Raw genomic sequence first — 20,374 nt, 5'->3', positions numbered from 1 at the left:
GACAGATGTTGCGCTAATAGGGCCGTTAGTCGATTTTGTCTCCCTTTTTACACTAAATAGGGGAACTCATGTCCGCCTAGCGGTGAAAAATGCTAGATTTCTTATAAATAAGGGATCTTACGTTCGCTAAGGAAGAGGGAAAGCAAAACCGCAGCTTGGTAGATTCACTATTCCTCACAAGTTACCTTAGAAAGAGCAAAGAATCCATTTTGAGTTGATACGACTGTCCCTTCGTTTTCGATGCAGGCTGTTGCTAGAAGAAGGTTAGCTTGATAATTCCTCTCGATTTGGAAGATTCTAAAAGCGCCCAATGCAAGGATAGCAATGCAGGCTAGGATGACAAGTGAAACTTGAGTTTTGTTTTTCAATTTAGACCTCCGTTTTAACTTTTTAAAATTGTACACAAACATAAAAATGGCTACTTCATCTTTACATAAATGTAATGTGTGAAAAATTTGGTGTCAACCCTAATATACAAATTTTTCCTGGCGTAGCAGATCGATCTGTTAATTTACGCTTCATAAAGGTAAAGACATGCAGATATTGAAAGTGAACGTTCCAAAAATTTTAAATCATGAAAACATGTTTGACGACATTTTCCAACGTTACACGGAGCAGTCTTACCTTGGTCAAATATACGAATCTACGAACGCTGATTCAATATACATTTGCGATTCGAAGCAAGAATGAGGTAAACGATCAAGAATTGCTTGATTGGATTCGAGAGAATGCGAATTTGAAGGTGCCTTTATCGTATCGATACTGAGTGAATATAGGGTTTCTGTCAGCTAGATGGAAACCTCTATTTTAGTGTTTAATTGTTTTCATGATTATCGATCACTAGTGTATTCGGATATTTTAACTTATGATTAAGAGGATCATTGAAAGGTCGTAAGATAGGAGAATGGGAACATTATAGGAAGTCGATTAAGACCTCAAACTCAAAAACATGTAAGATGAGTAGGGAAAGGAGTCCAATCATGTCTATGAAGAACGAATTAATAAAAGCCTATAAACAAACGACTATTCAACTAGCGGGAAAATGGTTTTCGAACGGCGCGAGTCTTGAAAGAGGCTTTTGAACAGGTGGAGGACAAATTAGAAACTGATATGTATGGCCAAGGTGCGATTATAGAAGCTTTTGAAAAAAAGATGGCGAGCTATTTGAGAAAAGAAAAAACAGTGTTTTTTCCAAGTGGGACGATGGCTCAGCAAATTGCTTTAAGAATCTGGTGTGATCAGAAAAACCTAAAAAAAGTTGCTTATCACCCATTGAGTCACTTAGAAATTCATGAAGAAGATGGGTTGAAAAAACTGCACCTGATCGAGCCTGTATTGCTTGCCGATGAAAAACGTGTCATTACACTAGAAGATGTGACTAGCATGAATGAAGATGTAGCCTGCTTATTGCTTGAATTACCGCAACGAGAAATTGGTGGACAATTGCCTGATTATGATACACTTGAAGCCATTAGTACGTACTGTCGTGCAAAAGGCATTAAGTTACATTTAGATGGAGCAAGGCTACTAGAGGTGTTGCCATTTTATAATAAAACAGCTGCTGAGATTTCAAATTTATTTGATAGTGTGTACGTATCGGTTTATAAAGGAATTGGTGGAATTGCTGGAGCGATTTTGGCCGGAGATCAAGTCTTCACGGAGGAATCAAAAAAGTGGAAAAGGCGACATGGTGGTGATTTAATCAGCTTATATCCATATGTGATTAGTGCGGCCTATTACTTTAATCTAAGAGTAAATAAAATGGAACAGTATTACAACGATGCCAAAGAGTTAGCTTCTTTTTTTAATCAATGTGATACCGTTGAAACGAAACCGATTGTACCAGTTTCGAATATGTTTCATGTGCATTTGGATTGGTCAAAAGAGAAGGTTGCGCCTATTTTAATCGCCATCATGGAGGACACTGGAATTGGGATAACTAACCATATTAAAGAGATCAGCGCGAAATCTTGTTATTTCGAAGTGAGTGTAGGTGATCTTTATGCAAAGATACCAAAAGAAACACTTAGGAACGTATTTGACAAACTTGATGTTCAATTGCGCAAAATCGGTGAATAGATAGTTGGAGTTAATTGGAATAGGAGCAAACAAATGAAGGACCAGGACTATGACAAATTGTTAAACATTGAAACAGGAGAAGACGGGAAGGAATTACACATATCTTGGCATTATAATCGTTATGAACCAACTCCTTACCGTGCTCTCGAAACATTATTTTCGCAATATGAATTAAAAAATAGTGATCGAATCGTTGACTTCGGATGTGGAAAAGGGCGATTGAATTTCTTCATACATGACAGGTTTCATGCGTCTGTTGTCGGGATTGAAGTGGACGAGATGTTATATTTGGAAGCGATAGAGAATCAAAAGAGTTATGTACCAAGTTGGAACAAAGGAAAAGAGAATATCCTTTTCCTTTGCTGTAAGGCCGAGGAATATCAAATTAATGAATCAGACAATCAATTTTATTTTTTTAACCCGTTTTCCATACAAGTATTTAGACGAGTGATTAATCGAATATTACGTTCAGTTGAAACACATGCCAGGGAAATCGAACTTGTTTTATATTATCCAACGAAGGATTACATTCATTTTTTAGAGAATGACACATCTTTTGAATTAAAGAAGGAAGTCATTATACCAGATTTATATGAGAAAAATCAGAATGAAAGATTTTTGATTTATCAGTTGAACTACTAAAAAAGCAGGGAGTCTCTATTAGGAGATTCGCTGCTTTTGTTCATTATCAATTTCGATTTCTTCTAAATTTGGTTTGTTCACGTAAAAGTAGAACATGCCCATGAACAAGCTTCCACCGATTATATTTCCGATCGTCACAGGTACAAGGTTATGAACGACGCCATTAAAGGAAATCGTATCTGGATGATTTAGAACTAACGAAATCGCAAACGTACACATATTTGCGATGCTGTGCTCGTACCCAGAAATAAAGAAACAGAACACAAACAAGACCATCGTAAGGATTTTAGCACCCTCATCTTTGAGTGTCATTGGAATAAAGAAGGCTAGACACACAAGCCAGTTACATAAAATTCCACGAAAAAATAACTCTAACCAAGGTGTATTCATTTTTTGATCCGTTACACTAAATAAAAAGCTGTTAACGGAATGATCATTAAAGAGACCGGTAAAATAAATGAGAACCGCAAAAACAACAGCTCCTAAAAAATTACCAAGATAACTCATGCTTAATAACTTGATGACAGCTTGCCACTCCATCTTTTTTCGCAAAGAGGCGTAGGTATAGTAGAATGTATTTCCTGTAAAAAGATCGCCACCTCCGTATGCGATTAAAATGATGGCGGCTCCAAATGTAATAGCAGCCATCGGATAAGTTAATGGAGACCCTTCTAAATAAAAGAGATTTCCAGTTTTGAAGGCTACAATAACTCCAAATCCGATAAAGAGACTGGCTAAAATCGACCTTAATAGATAACGAACACGACTTTGACGATAGATCTTTAGTTTTTTTAAGGCTAAGCTTTCTATTTGTGATAACGCAACATGTTCCATAGGAGTAACAACCTTTCTCATTAGGCTTTAATCATGCTTACTTTACCATAGAAAAATGACGTATGATTCGCTATATAATTTTGTCAAATTCACGACAAATAGGAGGCGTTTTCATTGTTAATGTTTTGTGAAATATTTCACAAAATAAAGAGAGGATGTTCTAGTTGCAATGGAGTTTTAAACACTAGAAGAGGCTCAAACAAATTCTTTGAGCCTCTTCATGCATTCAACTATTTTCTAGTCTTACTTTTTGCTGAGCTTATCTATTGGTAGCTCAGCAAATTCTGAGATGGAATCAGTTGTGCTAGCGTTTCTTTCAACATCTTCTGAAGTGAGATTGGTTTTAAACTCTTTATTTACCCAATCGATAGACTCAATGGCATCTGTGTCTAATGCGACTTTTCGTCCTGGTAGCCATGTTCCGGTATCAACGATTAAAGAATGAATGGCCCATGAATGATCATCAATAGCAAAATCAATGACATTCCCAAGCTTCGAATCGATGCCAAAGACCTTAAAGCCTGTCAGTTGTCCTTTGATTTTACTTACGCTTCTTAATGATGGATCAGCTTCATCATAGTCTTGATAGGGGAGTGACTCTTCACGTAGTTCTACGGCAGTTGGTACATGCCCCATTCCTGTTAAACCACTACCAATCCAATAAGGTGACCAGCCGTAGTACTGATGAAGGTCGATTTCGTTTTTACGAGAAAGTGGTTGATGTTCTTCGATGGTTGGACTGCTTTCTATTTGTTGCTTACTTGCAAAAATAGAAATTTTTTTATTTTTTACATCAACACGATCAAAAGAACTCGGTGAAACTAATACTTTTCGTCCTGGTAGCCATTTCTGTGTATCGATCACCATATAACGTATTACCCAGTTGTCGCTATCGAAGTATAGATCTTTTATTTTTCCTAGTTCTCCGTCTGTGGCTTGTACCACACAAGATTCTACTAAATTAGTTTTGTAAAGCATCTTAATTCCTCCTCTTTCTGATGATCTACTTTTTCAATAACCTTTTAGAAGAAAATTAAACATCTAGAGGTGAGTAAATAAACGTGACTCTTAGAAAAGGAAATTTCTTTTAAAAAAGATAGAGATCGATTATTCTTAATAATGTGTAAAATGTAGACTGAATCTTCTACTTTAATAAAAGGAGGCTAGTAGTAAATGGCTCGAACGATAAGCTCCTTAAATGAATGGATTTCAAGAAGATTATCGATTCTTATAGTTCTAATAGCGGTGTTGACCTATTTATCACCGTTATATTTACAAGTGGATTCTTGGCTTCCAAGTCTTTTGCTGGGTGTCGTTATTTTTTTACTGGTTTATCTATGAATGTTAAGGCGAATTGGTGTTGCTGTAAGTCCCATAGTTACACCGCTTGAATTCTTTTTCATGTAGGTTTATGTAATACAGCTCTTGCGGCGATCTTAGCCTTGGAATTCATTGGAGAATTAGCTGTGATTCCTCCAATCGTCAATATGATTATTAATCTTTCCGTTGGCTCATTTCTTACGAATATATTTTCAAGAAAAGGTGAATAGGTATCATGAAACGCTAGTGCGTAGTTTAAGATGTAGATTTAATGTCTACCGTTATCTATTTTGAGGCAATACACATGCAAAAGGAGCGAAAAATGACTGGCTATTGGTAAAAATTTAAAATTCGATTTGCTTTTTCTGTTTTTATCTGTTATTCTAAGGAAGAATTATTTTTGTTCGGTCTGTCATTAAAGAAAAAGTATTTGAACTTTTCGCCTTTGATATCTAATTGAGCAACTATAGTAATAAAATGTGGATTATATCCACCTAGGAGGAAACACACATGCAACAAGGTACAGTAAAATGGTTTAACGCAGAAAAAGGATTCGGTTTCATCGAAATCGAAGGAGGAGAAGATGTATTCGTACATTTCTCAGCTATTCAAGGCGAAGGATTCAAATCTTTAGACGAAGGCCAAAAAGTTACATTTGACACTGAGCAAGGTCAACGTGGACTTCAAGCTACTAACGTTAACAAAGCATAATTAGAAAAGGACTCTCTCGTAGAGTCCTTTTTTTTGCGGAAAAAGCACGAAAAAAGACTGACTCTTCATGCTCAGGTCATACATCTTATATCCAATGCTTTTGGGATCAAAAGCTAATAAATAAAGTGTATGGAATTCGCAAGTTGAGTCAGTTTTAAAGACAACCTTAAACAAGTGGTAAAAAGGTTAGACACAGCATAACACATAATGTCTGGAATACCTAAAAAAATTTAAATGGAAATAGGAAATACCATTTTTGATTCCTGATAAACAATGAACCAAAAGAGCATAAGAAAGGATAAAAGCCTTTTCAAATGTGGTTATGTTAGGTTTATTGTCCTTTATATTGGGGCTTAGCTTAGGAATGGGCGCTCCTCTATCGATATCAAGGACGATTACGACATTACCAAAGAACAGAGTAGGAGAGGGCTTAGGTTTAAGGTTATCCTTGAATCGCTTAACACAAGTAGTTTTCCCAGTTTTGTTAGTACCGCTATCATTGGATTATCAAGTGTGTTTTGATCTATCAGGTTTTATTATTATGTCAGGAGTAAGTAATCTGAAAAAGTGGTCTGAAGATAAGCCTTATATCAAAGAAAAAAGGAATGGAGGATACTAAAAAGGTTTCCGATCTTAGTATCCTCTTTATTAATGAGTCCAACTGTTCAGAAGTATTAAAATGAGAGACGATTTATGTACGAAGTCAAAATTAATGAAACACTACTCAACCCCCGGGAACCAACCTGGACTAGAAACAATCGCATTCCACAATGGCTTTGGTATAACAAGGCGGTCTTGACCTGTTAGGTCAAGCTTTGTTTCAATTTCAGAGGCGCGATCCTCCTGAATTTTTTCCACCCAATCGGGATCAATAATGAGCTGTCGACCTAATGCAATTAATGGTACGCCCGTTTCCATAGCCTTTCGTGCATCCTCTGCTGTTTGAATGGATCCCACACCAATTACAGGAACTCGGTTCGAGGCTTTATCTAAAACTAATTCTAAACGGGTCCGTGCATCGTCGACGCCTCTTCTTGGTGAAGAATCAAATTCCATTAAGGAAATATGAAGGTAATCTAGCTCCTTGTCAGCCAAAGCGTTGACAAGTTCTAATGTGTCAGCCATCGTAATTCCAGGTGTGGATGCTTCCTCTGGTGAAAACCGATATCCGATAATGAAGGGGTCTTTCGCGTGAGTGTCGACGACACGTTTCACTTCATCAACAATAGCCATTGGAAAAGTCATGCGCTTTTCCAAAGTTCCTCCCCAACGATCTTCACGAAGATTTGAATGGGGAGAAAAGAATTGTTGAATTAAATAGCCATTTGCACCATGAATTTCGACTCCGTCATAACCAGCTTCAATTCCCCGTCTTGTCGTCTCTCCAAAAGCATGGATAATGTCCTCAACTTCTTTTTCATTTAACGCTCTAGGTACAGGGCCTTGTTCAGCAGCTGCAATGGCACTTGCTGAAACGATGTCTCCATTTGGTACTAAATCAGTTGGACACATGCGACCTCCATGAAAAATTTGCAAGACGGCTTTAGCTCCTTGTGCTTTAATAGCAGTTGCTAGCTTGCGTAAACTGGGGATCATCTCGTCACGGTCCCCTGCAAATTCACCAGGAAATCCTTGTCCATTTGCTGTCACATTCGTACATGCTGTAATTACCATGCCGACTCCTTTGGAACGGCGAATGTAATAATTCACTTCATCGTCTGAGACCGTCCCATCAGGATTAGAAGAAAAGTTGGTCATCGGTGCCATGACAACGCGATTTTTCAGTTGAAGCCCTCTTCTAAAATCAATGGTTTCAAATAATTTATTATACGTTTCATTCATATCGATTTTCCTCCTTGTGCCTTATTAAGATTTACAATGACGAAACGAAATAGAATAGCGTGCAAGTGATATATTATGCCTCGCTACCTATATAGTCAAATAAATTGCTTGAGTTAACCAAACAGAACAAAGAGTTGGCTGTCGAATTAAATGGAAAAACTGATGCCGCCATCTTCGCTTATCTCAATGGTTGAGTAACTCTCAAAAGGCTCCATGCTTGTGATGTGACTTCCTTCCTCATTAGAAAGGCTTTCCATGTATGCTTGATAGACTTCAGGATTTTTTACCACATGATAGTAATATACTTTCTCGTCATCAATCACGTCACTATTCTTTAACACAAATCGATTACCAAATTGACCTATGAACCAATCGCTAGCCTCTTGATGGTTTGTAAAATCAGGCATTTGGTTGTATATGGTTTTAAAATCAATGTCCAACTGAATTCGCTCCTTTCAATCTGTGTTATAGTATTTGATTTTGTTCTCTGATGTATGTGACTTAAGGGACCGATTATTAGAAAAAAGTGGATACGTATGATCAAAGAAGAAAAGCGTGGATGTTCTCCGTTTTCATGATGAATGTTTTCGTTTTCATCAGCTAGTACAGCTTTTGTAAATATTTGGCGAGTTCATCATAATAAAGGTACCCTAAATCGAAAGAAGGAATTTGACATGAAAAATTTCTTATCGCAGTTGTATGCCAATTTATGTAATTATCAAGAAAAAAGAGTGAAACATATGATCGAACATGGTTTCTATTATTAATACCGAATCCGCCTACAATGATTGTGGGGTGGATTTTTTTGTAGGAGTCATGTGGAATTGAAAATTTCTCTATTCGCTGCAATTGACTTACAATATAATCAACATCGTTATGAAGTGAAAGAAATTGAATATAATGATAGATAAGACAATGGACTGTAAAGGAATGATTAGATGGAAGACAAAGTACTAATTGTCGAGGGAACGAGTGATCGAAAACGTGTAAAGCAAGTATTAGATGAAGAAGTTGATATCATCTGTACATATGGAACGTTAGGTGAGGAAAAGCTTGAGACACTAATTTTACCTATTGAAGATAAGGAGGTGTACATTCTTGTCGATGCGGATGAATCTGGAGAAAGCTTGCGCAAACAGTTAAAGAGGGAATTACCCAATGCAGTTCATTTGTACACATTGAAGGAGTACGGACAAGTTGAGACGACTCCGGTTCATTATTTAGCTCAAGTATTAAGAGCTCATTTTAATGTGAAAGATTCTCACTAATAGGGAACTTTTCTGGAGAGAATAAAAAAGAAAATACTGAAGCATACTAGTAGAAATGATCATAATAGGGGGCCTACATTTGAATAAAGATCAAAAACAGCGTAGATCACCAGCTGCACAACCTGCTCAAGGTGGTCAAAAGGAAAAACGTGATAGTAAAAAAATAGCACAGAGTGATGGGTTTCGTTACGATTATGACGATTCCTCGGATGTGTAGGTTTCCGATTTCTTTAAAGTCATCCTCTTTCAAGGGATGGCTTATTTGTCTTTAATCTCTTAATTTTTGGTATGTAATGATAAAGATATCTAATTCTTCACTACATTTTAGCGCTTCTTTGGATACCATACCGAAATTCTCTACGTAAAAATATAATTGTTCTCGTTTTAATTCAATTAACGATAGGATTTCTTCCTTCTTCATTATTTTACTCTCCTAATAATGCGCATCTTGCTGATTTATGTAGAACACATACATCTATGTTAATATATATGCGCTACTAATACCATAGGCAAATTACAGCAATTTATAAAAATCCCATTTCAATACCATAGGTTCGAGCCTATTAATCTACATTAGGTAGAGAAGAGTTATTGTCTTATGATCAATAGTTGACTTTCGTAGAACTAAGGTTACTGACTTTTCACTAATTCAGCCAATCGCCCTTTTGTAATAGAAAGCAACGTATCGACTTTTAATTCCATTTGCATGCCTATCATGCCGCTACTGACAATAATTGTATGAAGTAACTCGGCTTGTTGGTCGATGATCGTAGAGAATGATTTCTTCATACCAATTGGTGAACATCCACCTCGTACATAACCGGTTATTTTCGTGATGTCTTTTACGGGAATCATTTCAATTTTCTTTTCATCTACTGCTTTCGCTGCCTTCTTTAAGTCAAGTTCTGCTTCAACTGGGATGACAAAAACGTAGTATGTTTTGCTTGAACCTTGAGACACCAATGTTTTATAAACCATATCAACATTCTTACCGATTTTTGCTGCAACTGATAGGCCATCGATTTTCCCATCATCGGCCTGGTAGGACATCATTTCATATGCGACTTTTGCTTTATCGAGTATTCGCATGGCGTTCGTTTTCCCTTTTTTCATGTCATTCTCCTTGTTTACGTTGTTGTCACGCTTTATAGTTATTTTAATATGATGACGCCATGATTGAAAGTTTTAATATGAGAAAAGCTTTTCTTTTTAGTTTCTTCAATTAAGGAAATACTGAGAAGATAGCGTTATGAGGAGGTTACTTAATGAGCAATAAATACGAAGATGACAGCTTAGCTTTACATACCGATGCTTATCAAATCAATATGACAGAAACATATTGGCACGACAAGATGCATTACCGCAAAGCTGTATTTGAGTTGTATTTTAGAAAGCTTCCATTTGGCAATGGCTATGGTGTGTTTGCTGGATTGGAGAAAGTGATTGAATTTGTGAAAGCATTTCGTTTTACCGAGAGTGACATTGATTATTTACGGAATGTTGTTGGATATGAAGAGGAATTCTTAGATTACTTAAAGGAAATTAAATTTACAGGAACCATTCGTTCAATGAAAGAAGGAGAATTAGTTTTTGGGAATGAGCCCATTCTTCAAGTGGAATCTACTCTAGCAGAGGCTCAATTACTTGAAACGGCTCTCTTAAATATTGTCAATTATCAAACGCTGATTGCCACTAAGGCTTCTAGAATCAAACAGGTCATAGGCAACCAAAAAGCGTTGGAATTTGGAACTCGTCGTGCACAGGAGATGGATGCGGCTATTTGGGGAACAAGAGCAGCCTTCATTGCGGGACTTGACTCAACGAGTAATGTACGTGCAGGCAAAAAATTTGGTATACCTATTTCAGGTACCCATGCTCATTCGATGATTCAAGTGTATAAAAACGATTATATTGCGATGAAAAAATACGCAGAGAGCTGTGCAAGACGTAAGAATAAAGTCTTTATCCCTCTTGTGGATACGTATGATGTTCTACGTTCAGGAGTTCCGGCTGCGATTCAAGTAGCCAAAGAGTTTGAAGGAAAGATAGAGTTCACGGGAATTCGGTTAGATGGTGGAGATATGGCTTATTTGTCTAAAAAAACGAGGCAAATGCTCGACCAATCCGGGTTTACGTCCACACAGATCGTCGCCTCAAGTGATTTAGATGAGGATACGATTCTTAGTTTAAAAGCACAAGGAGCCCAAATTGACATTTGGGGGATTGGGACGAAGTTGATTACGGCTTTTGATCAGCCGGCACTTGGAGCAGTGTATAAAATTGTCGCGATAGAAGATGAGCATGGCAAGATGGTAGACACAATTAAAATCTCTTCTAATCCGGAGAAAGTTTCGACACCAGGCATGAAAAAACTGTACAGAATTGTGAACACTCTTACTCACAAATCAGAAGGAGATTATATCGCTCTGCAAGAAGAGGATCCACAAAAGGAAGGGCGCTTAAAGATGTTTCATCCGACTCACACCTTTATTAGCAAGTATGTGACCGATTTTGAGGCGAGAAGCCTTCATGAAGAGATTTTTGTGAATGGGGAGCTTGTGTATGAAAATCCGGACATTTTTACGATACAGGCATTTGTTGCGGAAAATCTTAATCTACTTTGGGATGAATATCAGCGTACGCTCAATCCTGAAGAATATCCAGTGGATCTAAGTCAAAAATGCTGGGATAACAAAATGAGGATTATTCAAGAGATCAAGGAAAAAGTGAAGGGAAGGACTAGTCAGTAGTGACTTCTCAAGGGAGAGTGCCCAATCAAATAGAGGGATCTGGCACTTTTTTTTAATAATTATTATTACAGTTAAATAGTTAACAAGGCAAGAGACCGAAGTCTCTTGCCGTTCTTTTTTATTAGCAAGTATATGCGGATCCTACATTTACGAGTAGGATAAATAACCAACGATTAAGGTAAAGCTGCTTCCAGTTACGTGACTCCTGAAGAATTCCTCCTTTTTGAGTAACTACACTATATATCTATGTAAAAAGGAGAGAAGTGGGTGGGCAAGTGCCTATCTATTAGAGAAAATAGGCAGGAGTTTAGGAGAAGGGGCGTGTGTTTTTGGTTTTTACATACTGTGCGGACATGGAAGTCCTTATTTACATGAAACCATCATTTTGAAGAACTTAATCGGACATGGATTCCGCTACTTGCTAAAAGTTATAGTTGTTTGGACTGTTTTTTAACAAAATAGGGGAACTCTTGTCCGAATTTTTAGAAAAAAGACGTTTTCAACTCAAATAGAGGAACCTATGTCCGCTTGCCTTAAGTTTTTAACTTCCACTTAAGAAATAATCCCTTCAAATTTCACTTCACGATCTTTAAAGGGATTAATGTTCGAGTTATAACTGTATTAGTTGGATTCGATTTGAATCTCAGAAATATTTGTAATCAGCTCATAAAAAACATCTTCTTTTTCAGGAAAATAATGTTCCTTTAAATAAGCATTAATTTCATTTTCGTTGGGTTTTCCTTCAGACTCTACAATAATGCCTTTAAAAGGAATTTTGTATTCTTCAACGATTTCTTCGCCTAATAACACAGACCAGTTTTTTTTCAACATAAACACCTCCTTGTGTCTTTCATGATTCGAATAAAATTACTTTTTCCTCATCTTCAGGAATATATGTTATAGATGACCGTTATTTTGTTTGTTTAGATTCCAAAGGCAATGTTTGTATTAAATGGTAAGCAGATGTTGAAACTGTTGGTAGAGTGAATGTTTTCCTTAGGGAAAAAGCGAGTAGGCGCGTGGCCTCGAACATGAACTTATACTATTAAGAGGGGATGTTGTCATGAATAAGCAAAGTTATCCAGTTGCACAAGGTTTGTATCGTCCTGACTTTGAGCATGAAGCTTGTGGGATTGGAATGGTGGCCAATATTAATGGGGAAAAGTCACACGAAATTGTCGAAAATGCCATTACGATTTTATGTAATTTAGAGCATCGCGGAGGTCAATCGGCCGATACAAGTACGGGGGATGGAGCGGGGATTTTAACACAAATTCCTCATGCATTTTTTGAAAAGCAATGTGACAAGGACAATATTACGCTCCCGGAAGAAGGGGGATATGGGATTGGGATGGTCTTTTTGCCTCAGGATCCTGAAATAAGGAAACAAACACAAAAACAAGTCCAAGACATCATTAAAGACGAGGGACAGGTCTTTCTCGGTTGGCGGACAGTGCCTACTAATGATTCTTTTGTGGGGGATATGGCTAAGAAGTCAAAGCCTTTTATTCGCCAAATGTTTATTGCCCCGTCAAGTGACATAACAGACCAGGACGCATTTGAACGAAAATTATATGTGATTCGCAAGCGACTAGAAAATGAGGCACAAGCAGCGGATCAGGAACATCAAGAAGGTTTGTATATTTGTAGTTTATCAACAAGAATTATTGTTTATAAAGGCATGCTTATTCCGGAGCAACTTGACTCGTTTTATCTTGATTTGAATAATCGTTATTTCAAATCAGCCTTAGCGCTTGTGCACTCGCGTTTTAGTACAAATACATTTCCGAGCTGGGAGAGATCGCATCCTAATCGATATACGATACATAATGGAGAATTTAACACAATCAAAGGGAATGTAAAATGGATGCAAGCGCGTGAAGGGCTGTGTAAATCGGAACTGTTTGAAGATGTTGATCAAGCTAAATTATTTCCGGTTATTGATACGAATGGCAGTGATTCCTCGATGTTTGACAATTGCTTTGAATTTCTTCATCTTTCCGGCCGATCACTTGCCCATACAGCGATGATGATGATTCCTGAACCGTGGGTCAATGATGAAACGATGGACGAAGAGAAGAGAGCTTTTTACGAGTATCACAGCTGTTTAATGGAGCCGTGGGATGGTCCGGCTGCGGTTGTGTTTACAGATGGAAAACAAATTGGGGCCTGTCTCGATCGAAATGGTCTTAGACCAGCGAGATACTATGTTACGAAAGATGGCATGATTGTTTTGGGTTCTGAAGTTGGGGCGTTGGAAATTTTTGCGGAGGATATTGAGTATAAGGAACGACTTCACCCAGGGAAAATGCTGTTGGTTGATTTAGAAAAGGGGAAAATTATTCCTGATGACGAGATTAAGCGGCAAATCGCCAAGGATAAGCCTTATCAAGAGTGGTTAGCTGATCATTTGCTTCACTTAGATCAGTTGCCAGAAGCAAGCAATCAGACTGAACCCTTAAACACAGAAGATCGGCTGAAACTACAGCTTGCTTTTGGGTATACAAATGAAGAGTTAAATAAAATCATGAAGCCAATGGTGACGGATAAGCAAGATCCTGTGGGCTCGATGGGGTACGATTCGCCACTTGCGGTGTTATCAAAAAAACCACAACTTTTATATAACTATTTCAAGCAGCTGTTTGCTCAAGTGACCAATCCACCGATTGATGCGATTCGAGAAAAGGTCGTCACGTCGATTCAAACAACGATCGGACCTGAAAAAAATCTCGTTCATCCAGAACCAGCTAGTTGTCAGCAAATTCAGATTGCGACACCGTTATTAAGTGATCATCAATTAGCAAAGCTCTATCAAACTGATTTTAAGAGTGAAACGTTATCGCTTCTCTTTCCGATTGAAAAGGCACCTGAATTGGCTGCTCACTTAGACGAGCTTTTTGACAAGGCAGAAAAGGCCATTAAAGACGGAGTCACGTTGCTCGTTTTATCAGATCGGGGAGTAGACAGAAAGTCGGCTAGCGTGCCAGCTTTGCTCGCTGTTTCAGGATTGCATCATCACCTGATTCGTGAAGGGACACGTGCGCAGGTGAGTATAATCGTGGAATCAGCTGAACCGAGAGAAGTCCATCATTTCGCTGCGTTATTAGGATTCGGAGCAGAAGCGATTAATCCGTATCTAGCGTTTGAAACTTTACGAGGATTAATTGAAAACAAAGACTTACGTAATATTGAATTTGAGGAAGCCGTAAAGATTTATATAAAAGCAGCCACAGATGGCATTGTAAAAGTGTTATCAAAGATGGGGATTTCAACGATTCAAAGCTACCGTGGAGCTCAAATTTTTGAGGCGATTGGCATTAATCAGGATGTGATCAATCAATACTTTACAGAAACGGCATCAAGGATTGGTGGAATAGGCTTAGATATTATCGCTGAGGAAGTGATGCTAAGGCATAAGCGAGCGTTTGTTGATGCAAGAGGTTCAGAGGATTCACTAGAATCAGGTGATGATTTTCAGTGGCGTCAAAACGGAGAGGATCATCAATATAATCCGAAAACGATTCATTTGTTACAGCAAGCCTGTCGTTCAAATAATTACAAACTGTTCAAAGAATATTCGAATTTGTTAACAAATACAGATCAGAACTTACAGTCGATTCGAGGCTTATTATCGTTTAAGAAAAGAGAGCCGATCCCGTTAAATGAAGTGGAATCCGTCGAATCGATTTGCAAACGATTTAAAACTGGTGCGATGTCGTATGGCTCGATTAGTAGTGAAGCACATGAGGCACTTGCGATTGCGATGAACCGCATTGGCGGAAGAAGTAACTCCGGTGAAGGTGGAGAAAATCCAGCTCGGTTTACACCTGATGCCAATGGGGATCTAAGGCGCAGTGCGATTAAACAAGTCGCATCCGGTCGATTTGGTGTGAATAGTCATTACCTAGTGAACGCCGATGAAATTCAGATTAAAGTGGCACAAGGAGCTAAACCTGGGGAAGGTGGTCATCTCCCAGGAAAGAAAGTATATCCATGGATTGCCGAAGTGAGAGGCTCAACACCAGGTGTTGGATTGATATCCCCCCCTCCTCATCATGATATTTACTCGATCGAGGATTTGGCTGAATTGATTCACAATCTAAAGAATGCTAATCCAGCTGCGAGAATTAGCGTCAAACTCGTATCAGAAGTCGGAGTTGGAACGATTGCAGCAGGTGTCGCAAAAGGAAGAGCGGATCTCGTTTTGATCAGTGGCTACGATGGAGGAACAGGTGCAGCTCCGAGAACGAGCTTAAAGCATGCCGGGCTACCATGGGAAATTGGGCTGGCGGAAACCCACCAAACGTTGCTATTAAACCGGTTGCGTGACCGAATTGTCGTTGAGACAGACGGGAAAATGATGACGGGTCGAGATGTCGTGATTGCAACTTTACTTGGGGCTGAAGAATATGGTTTTTCAACAGCACCATTAGTGGTTTTAGGTTGTATTTTAATGAGAGTTTGTCACCTTGACACTTGTCCTGTTGGTGTAGCAACGCAAAACCCAGAGCTTCGAAAAAAATTCCCAGGTCAAGCAGAGCATGTCGCAAACTTTATGCGTTTTATCGCAAAAGAAGTGCGAGAATTAATGGCAGAACTTGGTTTCCACACGATCAATGAAATGGTTGGAAGAACCGATGTATTAGAAGCGAATCAAGCCATTACTCATTGGAAAACAAAAGGAATTGATTTATCTGAATTGCTTTATCAGCCCGATGTACCAAAGAGTGTAAGTCGATATGCGACGGTTGAGCAAGTTCATGGGCTAGATAAAACGTTGGATTCTCAAGAGCTAATCCCGCTATGTAAAGAAGCCCTTGAAAAGGGAGAACCTGTAGAAGCGACGTTATCCATTCGAAATATAAACCGGGTGGCTGGAACGATTCTTGGAAGTGAAATCACAAAACGATATGGGGCAAATGGACTCGCTGAAGACACGATTCAACTCACGTTTAAAGGATCTGCTGGACAAAGCTTTGGTGCCTTCATCCCACCAGGATTAACGATGAGATTAATTGGTGATGCCAATGACTTTATCGGAAAAGGGTTATCAGGAGGAAAAATGATCGTACATCCTTCGAGGAGAAGTTCTTTTATCCCTGAGGAAAACATCATTATTGGAAATGTAGCCTTTTACGGGGCAACCGCAGGTGAAGCCTATGTGAACGGCATTGCGGGAGAACGTTTTTGTGTGAGAAACAGTGGAGTCAATGTCGTTGTCGAAGGGGTTGGCGATCATGGTTGTGAATACATGACAGGTGGAAAGGTTGTTGTTCTAGGAAGTACCGGGAAAAACTTCGCTGCAGGGATGTCTGGTGGCGTGGCCTATGTACTGGATGAATCCAAACGCTTTCAAACAAAATGCAATATGGGGCAGGTTCTACTTGGAAAGGTTGAGGACGAAGATGAGCTTACAAGCGTTTATGATATGATTACCAAACATGTCCATTACACGGATAGTCGCTACGGGAAACGGGTCCTTGAAAACTGGGAAGAAATGAAAACTCGGTTCGTCCGAGTCATTCCTAAAGATTATTTAGAAATGCAAGAGCGAATTAAGCACTACACGGCCAGTGGATTAGAAAAACATAAAGCAGCACTTGTGGCATTTGAGGACAGTAAAAAAGCTGTGAATGCCATGAAGGATGGAGGGTGACGACAATGGGAAAACCAACAGGATTTATTGATTTCGAGCGTCGAACGCGTCCGGAGCGTGACCCTGCTGAACGGACGAAGGATTGGGACAATTATACATTACCATTAGATGAAAAAGTGTTACAGGAGCAAGGGGCTCGCTGTATGGACTGCGGTATCCCAACTTGTCATACAGGGGCGATGTTAAACGGGATGACATCCGGTTGTCCCGTCCACCACTTAATTCCCGAGTGGAATGATTTAGTGTATCAAGGGCAGTGGGAAGAAGCGTTAAAGCGTGAGCATAAAATGAACAATTTCCCTGAGTTCACCGGGATGGCCTGTCCGGCACCGTGCGAAGGGGCTTGTGTGCTCGGGATTAATGAGCCACCTGTTGCGATTAGGTCGATTGAGCTCGAAATTATTGAAAGAGGATTTAAGGAGGGGTGGGTGAAGCCTGAGCCTCCGGAAGTCCGAACAGATAAAAAGGTAGCGGTAATCGGGTCAGGCCCCGCCGGCCTTGCCTGTGCCGCTCAGCTGAATAAAGCGGGGCACAACGTTACTGTGTTCGAGCGACATGATCGTATTGGTGGTCTTTTAACGTATGGAATCCCTGAGATGAAGCTACCGTACGCGGTTGTAGAACGTCGTGTGAATCTTTTGAAAGAAGAAGGCATTACGTTTGTGACGAATACGGAAGTCGGAAAGGATTATTCTGCGTCTAAGCTTCATTCCGAGTTTGATTCAGTCGTTCTTTGCGGGGGGGCTGCGAAGCATCGGGATTTGGAAGTGGAAGGTAGAGAGTTAAAAGGTATTCATTATGCAATGGACTTTCTGCATGCGAATACGAAAAGCTTACTAGATTCACGCTTAGAAGATGGCAATTATATCTCGGCAAAAGATAAAGATGTCATCGTCATCGGAGGCGGTGATACAGGGACTGATTGCTTAGCTACGTCTGTCCGCCATGAATGTAAAAGCTTGACGCAGTTTGATATTTACGAGAAAAAGGGCGATACGAGACCTGACGATAACCCTTGGCCACAATGGCCGGTCATTCACCGCGTCGAATATGGTCAGAAAGAAGCGGCAGCAGTATTTGGCGAAGATCCTCGTGCCTATGCTGTGATGACGACTAAGTTTGTTGGCGATGAGAATGGTCATGTGAAAGAGGTTCATACCATCAATGTTGAAACGAGTGTGGATGATCACGGGAGAAGAGTGAGAAAAGAGATTCCGGGTACGGAAAAAGTTTGGCCAGCTCAGCTCGTCCTTCTTGCGATTGGTTTTAGCGGTCCCGAACAAGGCTTAATTAAGGAGCTTGCTGTTGAAACGGATGAACGTTCCAATGTTAAAGCTGAATATGGGGAATATGAAACGAATGTGGAAGGTGTTTTTGCCGCTGGGGATATGCGTCGTGGCCAAAGTTTAATTGTTTGGGCAATTAACGAAGGTCGAGAAGCTGCTAGAGAGTGTGATCGTTTTCTGATGGGTGAGACAAGATTACCTTAGAACTGTAACGTTTAGATTAAAGGAGTAGGCTCTACTTGAGACTACTCTCTTTAGGTTATAAGAGTTCGTTATTAAAGCAATAATGCTAATCATTTGTGAGGCAATGTCGTTTAATCTACAAAATGAAGGCTGGTTGACGTGAAAGAAGCTTATGTTGTATGAAAGAGACGTAGATACTTGGAAAGAGTGTATGTAGCAATAAAGAGTTTGACGGAATTCGCATATAAAGCGGTATTTTAATGTTTAGATCTATGGAAAGAGTGTTTGCTTTATTAGATAAATGGGTAGATGTTCTCAGTGAGTAAATAAGGTTCGGAAGTTTTTATCATTAAATAAGTAGGCTGATATTTAGTCACAAGCTAAAAAAATAGGAGGTTTTTATTTTTATGGCTAGTCAAACGGGAGCGATTGTACAAGAATCATTAGAGGCTTTGTTAGAGGATTCTTCATTTCTACCTGAACTACAAGATGAAACAAGAGAAAAGGCGTTTGCTTCTTTAGTGGCGATTCTGTCGACCCCGAATAAAGTACACAAGGCCTTTTTACGAGTTTCTTTGGAAAGTGGCAAGGTCGTGCGAATTCCTGCCTTCAGAGTTCAGCATAATAATACGCTCGGTCCTTATAAAGGTGGTATCCGTTTTCATGATCGGTTAATGAGGAAGAAGTGATGAACCTCGCTGCGTTAATGACACTAAAGAACGCGCTGCATGATGTGCCTTTTGGTGGGGGTAAAGGTGGAATTGTCGTGACGCCACGGGAGCATTCAGCCAAAGAAATTAATGCTATTTGTCAAAAGTATGTTCATTATTTTAGTGATATATTAGGACCTGATAAAGATATTCCGGCACCTGATATGGGATCGGGTGATCGAGAAATGGACTGGATGATGGCAGAATATAAAAGCATCCGTCCAGGAGAGCCTTACAGAGGGAGCTTCACGGGAAAAAGTGTAATCAACGGTGGTTCTTTAGGAAGAAGAGATGCGACAGGTAAGGGAGTGTACTTCACATTTCGTTATATGCTCCATGACTTCTTAAAGGAACAACAAGCTTTTCTATCAAATACTAAAAACAAATTTGCTCAAACATTATTAAGTTATTCAAATAAACCATTGACGATTGCCGTGCAAGGGTTTGGTAATGTTGGTTCGGTGGCGGCACTTGAAGCGCATCGCTTGTTCTCTCCTACAAAATAAAGTCGTTGCTGTTAGTGATCGCAATGTATTACTTTATAATTCAGACGGATTAGACATTCCTGCGTTAATTGATTTTACATCAAAGAACCGAGGAGATTTACCTACAACAGTAGAACAATTAGCTGAATCTGGAATCAAAGCAGATGTTCGTGAACGTGATCATGTATTGGAACTTGATGTGGATGTATTGTTATTAGCAGCATTAGAAGACCAAATTCGTCCGGACAACATGGAACAGATTAAGGCTGGAATCATTATTGAAGGTGCGAATGCACCTGTAACAGGAGAAGCTGATCAATACTTAAGTGATAAAGGTGTTATCATCATTCCAGACATTTTAGCCAATGCTGGAGGGGTAATCGTCTCTTATTTTGAATGGCTACAAGGTCGTGAAACACAGTTTTACAGTGAAGAGGAAGTATTTGAGTTGCTTGTTGATAAGATGAAGGCAACGATGGATACGATCCTGCCCCAGTATTTTGGAGATCCATTTTCATTACGACAGAACTGTTTTATTCATTCCGTTATGAAATTGTGTACGGTGCTGTATCGTCAGGGGAAGTTGTATTAGTCTGAGCCTTTTACAA

The 20,374-nt window shown here is 39.3% G+C and carries 16 protein-coding genes and 2 pseudogenes; 10 read left to right on the top strand and 8 right to left on the bottom strand.

The genetic code is table 11. The annotated features are described in order from the left end of the window. Nucleotides 1–167: 167 nt before the first annotated feature. Nucleotides 168–368, bottom strand: a complete 201-nt coding sequence (locus tag PQ474_RS15980; RefSeq protein WP_273845276.1) for a hypothetical protein — start codon at nt 366–368, stop codon at nt 168–170. Between the two features lie 612 nt (nt 369–980). Between PQ474_RS15980 and PQ474_RS15975 the strand changes: the two are divergent. Together PQ474_RS15975 and PQ474_RS15970 are read left to right on the top strand one after the other, a co-directional pair. Further along, nucleotides 981–2,079: pseudogene (locus tag PQ474_RS15975) on the top strand (threonine aldolase family protein). 33 nt (nt 2,080–2,112) lie between these two features. After that, nucleotides 2,113–2,721: a class I SAM-dependent methyltransferase gene (locus tag PQ474_RS15970; RefSeq protein WP_273845273.1), complete on the top strand. Its 609-nt coding sequence runs from the start codon at nt 2,113–2,115 to the stop codon at nt 2,719–2,721. Nucleotides 2,722–2,739: 18 nt separating this feature from the next. Here PQ474_RS15970 and PQ474_RS15965 read toward each other — a convergent pair whose 3' ends face one another. Together PQ474_RS15965 and PQ474_RS15960 are read right to left on the bottom strand one after the other, a co-directional pair. Further along, nucleotides 2,740–3,555, bottom strand: coding sequence for a formate/nitrite transporter family protein (locus PQ474_RS15965; RefSeq protein WP_273845271.1), 816 nt, complete (start codon nt 3,553–3,555; stop codon nt 2,740–2,742). Between the two features lie 243 nt (nt 3,556–3,798). Then, nucleotides 3,799–4,533 (bottom strand): PRC-barrel domain containing protein, encoded by a 735-nt coding sequence (locus tag PQ474_RS15960; RefSeq protein ID WP_273845269.1) that lies wholly within the window; start codon nt 4,531–4,533, stop codon nt 3,799–3,801. A gap of 195 nt (nt 4,534–4,728) precedes the next feature. On the opposite strand from PQ474_RS15960, the gene PQ474_RS15955 reads away from it, so the two are divergent. Beyond that, nucleotides 4,729–4,896: a hypothetical protein gene (locus PQ474_RS15955; RefSeq protein WP_273845267.1), complete on the top strand. Its 168-nt coding sequence runs from the start codon at nt 4,729–4,731 to the stop codon at nt 4,894–4,896. A gap of 489 nt (nt 4,897–5,385) precedes the next feature. Continuing rightward, entirely contained in the window at nt 5,386–5,586 is a 201-nt protein-coding gene (locus tag PQ474_RS15950) for a cold-shock protein (RefSeq protein WP_064094055.1), read from the top strand. 720 nt (nt 5,587–6,306) lie between these two features. Here PQ474_RS15950 and PQ474_RS15945 read toward each other — a convergent pair. After that, nucleotides 6,307–7,428, bottom strand: a complete 1,122-nt coding sequence (locus PQ474_RS15945) for an NADH-dependent flavin oxidoreductase (protein WP_273845255.1) — start codon at nt 7,426–7,428, stop codon at nt 6,307–6,309. A 146-nt stretch (nt 7,429–7,574) separates the two neighbouring features. Continuing rightward, nucleotides 7,575–7,868 carry a hypothetical protein gene (locus PQ474_RS15940; RefSeq protein WP_273845253.1) on the bottom strand — a complete coding sequence of 98 codons (294 nt, stop codon included), beginning with the start codon at nt 7,866–7,868 and terminating at the stop codon, nt 7,575–7,577. A 498-nt stretch (nt 7,869–8,366) separates the two neighbouring features. Here PQ474_RS15940 and PQ474_RS15935 point away from each other — a divergent pair, with 498 nt between their 5' ends. Both PQ474_RS15935 and PQ474_RS15930 read left to right on the top strand, forming a co-directional pair. Further along, entirely contained in the window at nt 8,367–8,696 is a 330-nt protein-coding gene (locus PQ474_RS15935) for a toprim domain-containing protein (protein WP_273845252.1), read from the top strand. A gap of 79 nt (nt 8,697–8,775) precedes the next feature. After that, nucleotides 8,776–8,913, top strand: coding sequence for a hypothetical protein (locus PQ474_RS15930; protein ID WP_273845250.1), 138 nt, complete (start codon nt 8,776–8,778; stop codon nt 8,911–8,913). Nucleotides 8,914–8,964: 51 nt separating this feature from the next. Here the strand turns inward: PQ474_RS15930 and PQ474_RS15925 are convergent, their stop codons facing one another. Both PQ474_RS15925 and ybaK read right to left on the bottom strand, forming a co-directional pair. After that, nucleotides 8,965–9,117, bottom strand: a complete 153-nt coding sequence (locus tag PQ474_RS15925; protein ID WP_273845246.1) for an aspartyl-phosphate phosphatase Spo0E family protein — start codon at nt 9,115–9,117, stop codon at nt 8,965–8,967. Between the two features lie 209 nt (nt 9,118–9,326). Further along, nucleotides 9,327–9,809 carry a Cys-tRNA(Pro) deacylase gene (gene ybaK / locus PQ474_RS15920; RefSeq protein WP_273845244.1) on the bottom strand — a complete coding sequence of 161 codons (483 nt, stop codon included), beginning with the start codon at nt 9,807–9,809 and terminating at the stop codon, nt 9,327–9,329. A gap of 152 nt (nt 9,810–9,961) precedes the next feature. On the opposite strand from ybaK, the gene PQ474_RS15915 reads away from it, so the two are divergent. Further along, a complete protein-coding gene (locus tag PQ474_RS15915) occupies nt 9,962–11,446 on the top strand; it encodes a nicotinate phosphoribosyltransferase (protein WP_273845242.1) in 1,485 nt (494 codons plus the stop codon). A gap of 621 nt (nt 11,447–12,067) precedes the next feature. On the opposite strand, the gene PQ474_RS15910 is transcribed toward PQ474_RS15915, so the two are convergent. Then, nucleotides 12,068–12,274 carry a hypothetical protein gene (locus tag PQ474_RS15910; protein ID WP_273845240.1) on the bottom strand — a complete coding sequence of 69 codons (207 nt, stop codon included), beginning with the start codon at nt 12,272–12,274 and terminating at the stop codon, nt 12,068–12,070. Nucleotides 12,275–12,509: 235 nt separating this feature from the next. Here PQ474_RS15910 and gltB point away from each other — a divergent pair, with 235 nt between their 5' ends. The 3 genes and pseudogenes from gltB (at nt 12,510) to PQ474_RS15895 (ending at nt 20,358) form a co-directional block, all read left to right on the top strand. Continuing rightward, nucleotides 12,510–17,102 carry a glutamate synthase large subunit gene (gene gltB, locus PQ474_RS15905; RefSeq protein ID WP_273845237.1) on the top strand — a complete coding sequence of 1,531 codons (4,593 nt, stop codon included), beginning with the start codon at nt 12,510–12,512 and terminating at the stop codon, nt 17,100–17,102. Nucleotides 17,103–17,107: 5 nt separating this feature from the next. Beyond that, nucleotides 17,108–18,592, top strand: a complete 1,485-nt coding sequence (locus PQ474_RS15900; RefSeq protein ID WP_273845234.1) for a glutamate synthase subunit beta — start codon at nt 17,108–17,110, stop codon at nt 18,590–18,592. A gap of 386 nt (nt 18,593–18,978) precedes the next feature. Next, nucleotides 18,979–20,358, top strand: a pseudogene (locus PQ474_RS15895) (Glu/Leu/Phe/Val family dehydrogenase). The last annotated feature ends 16 nt before the right edge of the window (nt 20,359–20,374 follow it).

The organism is Halalkalibacter alkalisediminis, assembly GCF_028610705.1.
GTDB lineage: Bacteria > Bacillota > Bacilli > Bacillales > Bacillaceae_D > Halalkalibacter > Halalkalibacter alkalisediminis.
Note: the sequence above shows the minus strand (reverse complement) of the source record. Positions and strands in the feature narration are given on the sequence as shown.

What these genes read in the sequence shown, in the direction of transcription:
- PQ474_RS15960 (WP_273845269.1), bottom strand. Translation starts at nt 4,533, where the DNA reads ATGCTTTACAAAACTAATTTAGTAGAATCTTGTGTGGTACAAGCCACA.
- PQ474_RS15945 (WP_273845255.1), bottom strand. Translation starts at nt 7,428, where the DNA reads ATGAATGAAACGTATAATAAATTATTTGAAACCATTGATTTTAGAAGA.
- gltB (WP_273845237.1), top strand. Translation starts at nt 12,510, where the DNA reads ATGAATAAGCAAAGTTATCCAGTTGCACAAGGTTTGTATCGTCCTGAC.
- PQ474_RS15955 (WP_273845267.1), top strand. Translation starts at nt 4,729, where the DNA reads ATGGCTCGAACGATAAGCTCCTTAAATGAATGGATTTCAAGAAGATTA.
- PQ474_RS15925 (WP_273845246.1), bottom strand. Translation starts at nt 9,117, where the DNA reads ATGAAGAAGGAAGAAATCCTATCGTTAATTGAATTAAAACGAGAACAA.
- PQ474_RS15915 (WP_273845242.1), top strand. Translation starts at nt 9,962, where the DNA reads ATGAGCAATAAATACGAAGATGACAGCTTAGCTTTACATACCGATGCT.
- PQ474_RS15950 (WP_064094055.1), top strand. Translation starts at nt 5,386, where the DNA reads ATGCAACAAGGTACAGTAAAATGGTTTAACGCAGAAAAAGGATTCGGT.
- ybaK (WP_273845244.1), bottom strand. Translation starts at nt 9,809, where the DNA reads ATGAAAAAAGGGAAAACGAACGCCATGCGAATACTCGATAAAGCAAAA.
- PQ474_RS15935 (WP_273845252.1), top strand. Translation starts at nt 8,367, where the DNA reads ATGGAAGACAAAGTACTAATTGTCGAGGGAACGAGTGATCGAAAACGT.
- PQ474_RS15965 (WP_273845271.1), bottom strand. Translation starts at nt 3,555, where the DNA reads ATGGAACATGTTGCGTTATCACAAATAGAAAGCTTAGCCTTAAAAAAA.
- PQ474_RS15970 (WP_273845273.1), top strand. Translation starts at nt 2,113, where the DNA reads ATGAAGGACCAGGACTATGACAAATTGTTAAACATTGAAACAGGAGAA.
- PQ474_RS15900 (WP_273845234.1), top strand. Translation starts at nt 17,108, where the DNA reads ATGGGAAAACCAACAGGATTTATTGATTTCGAGCGTCGAACGCGTCCG.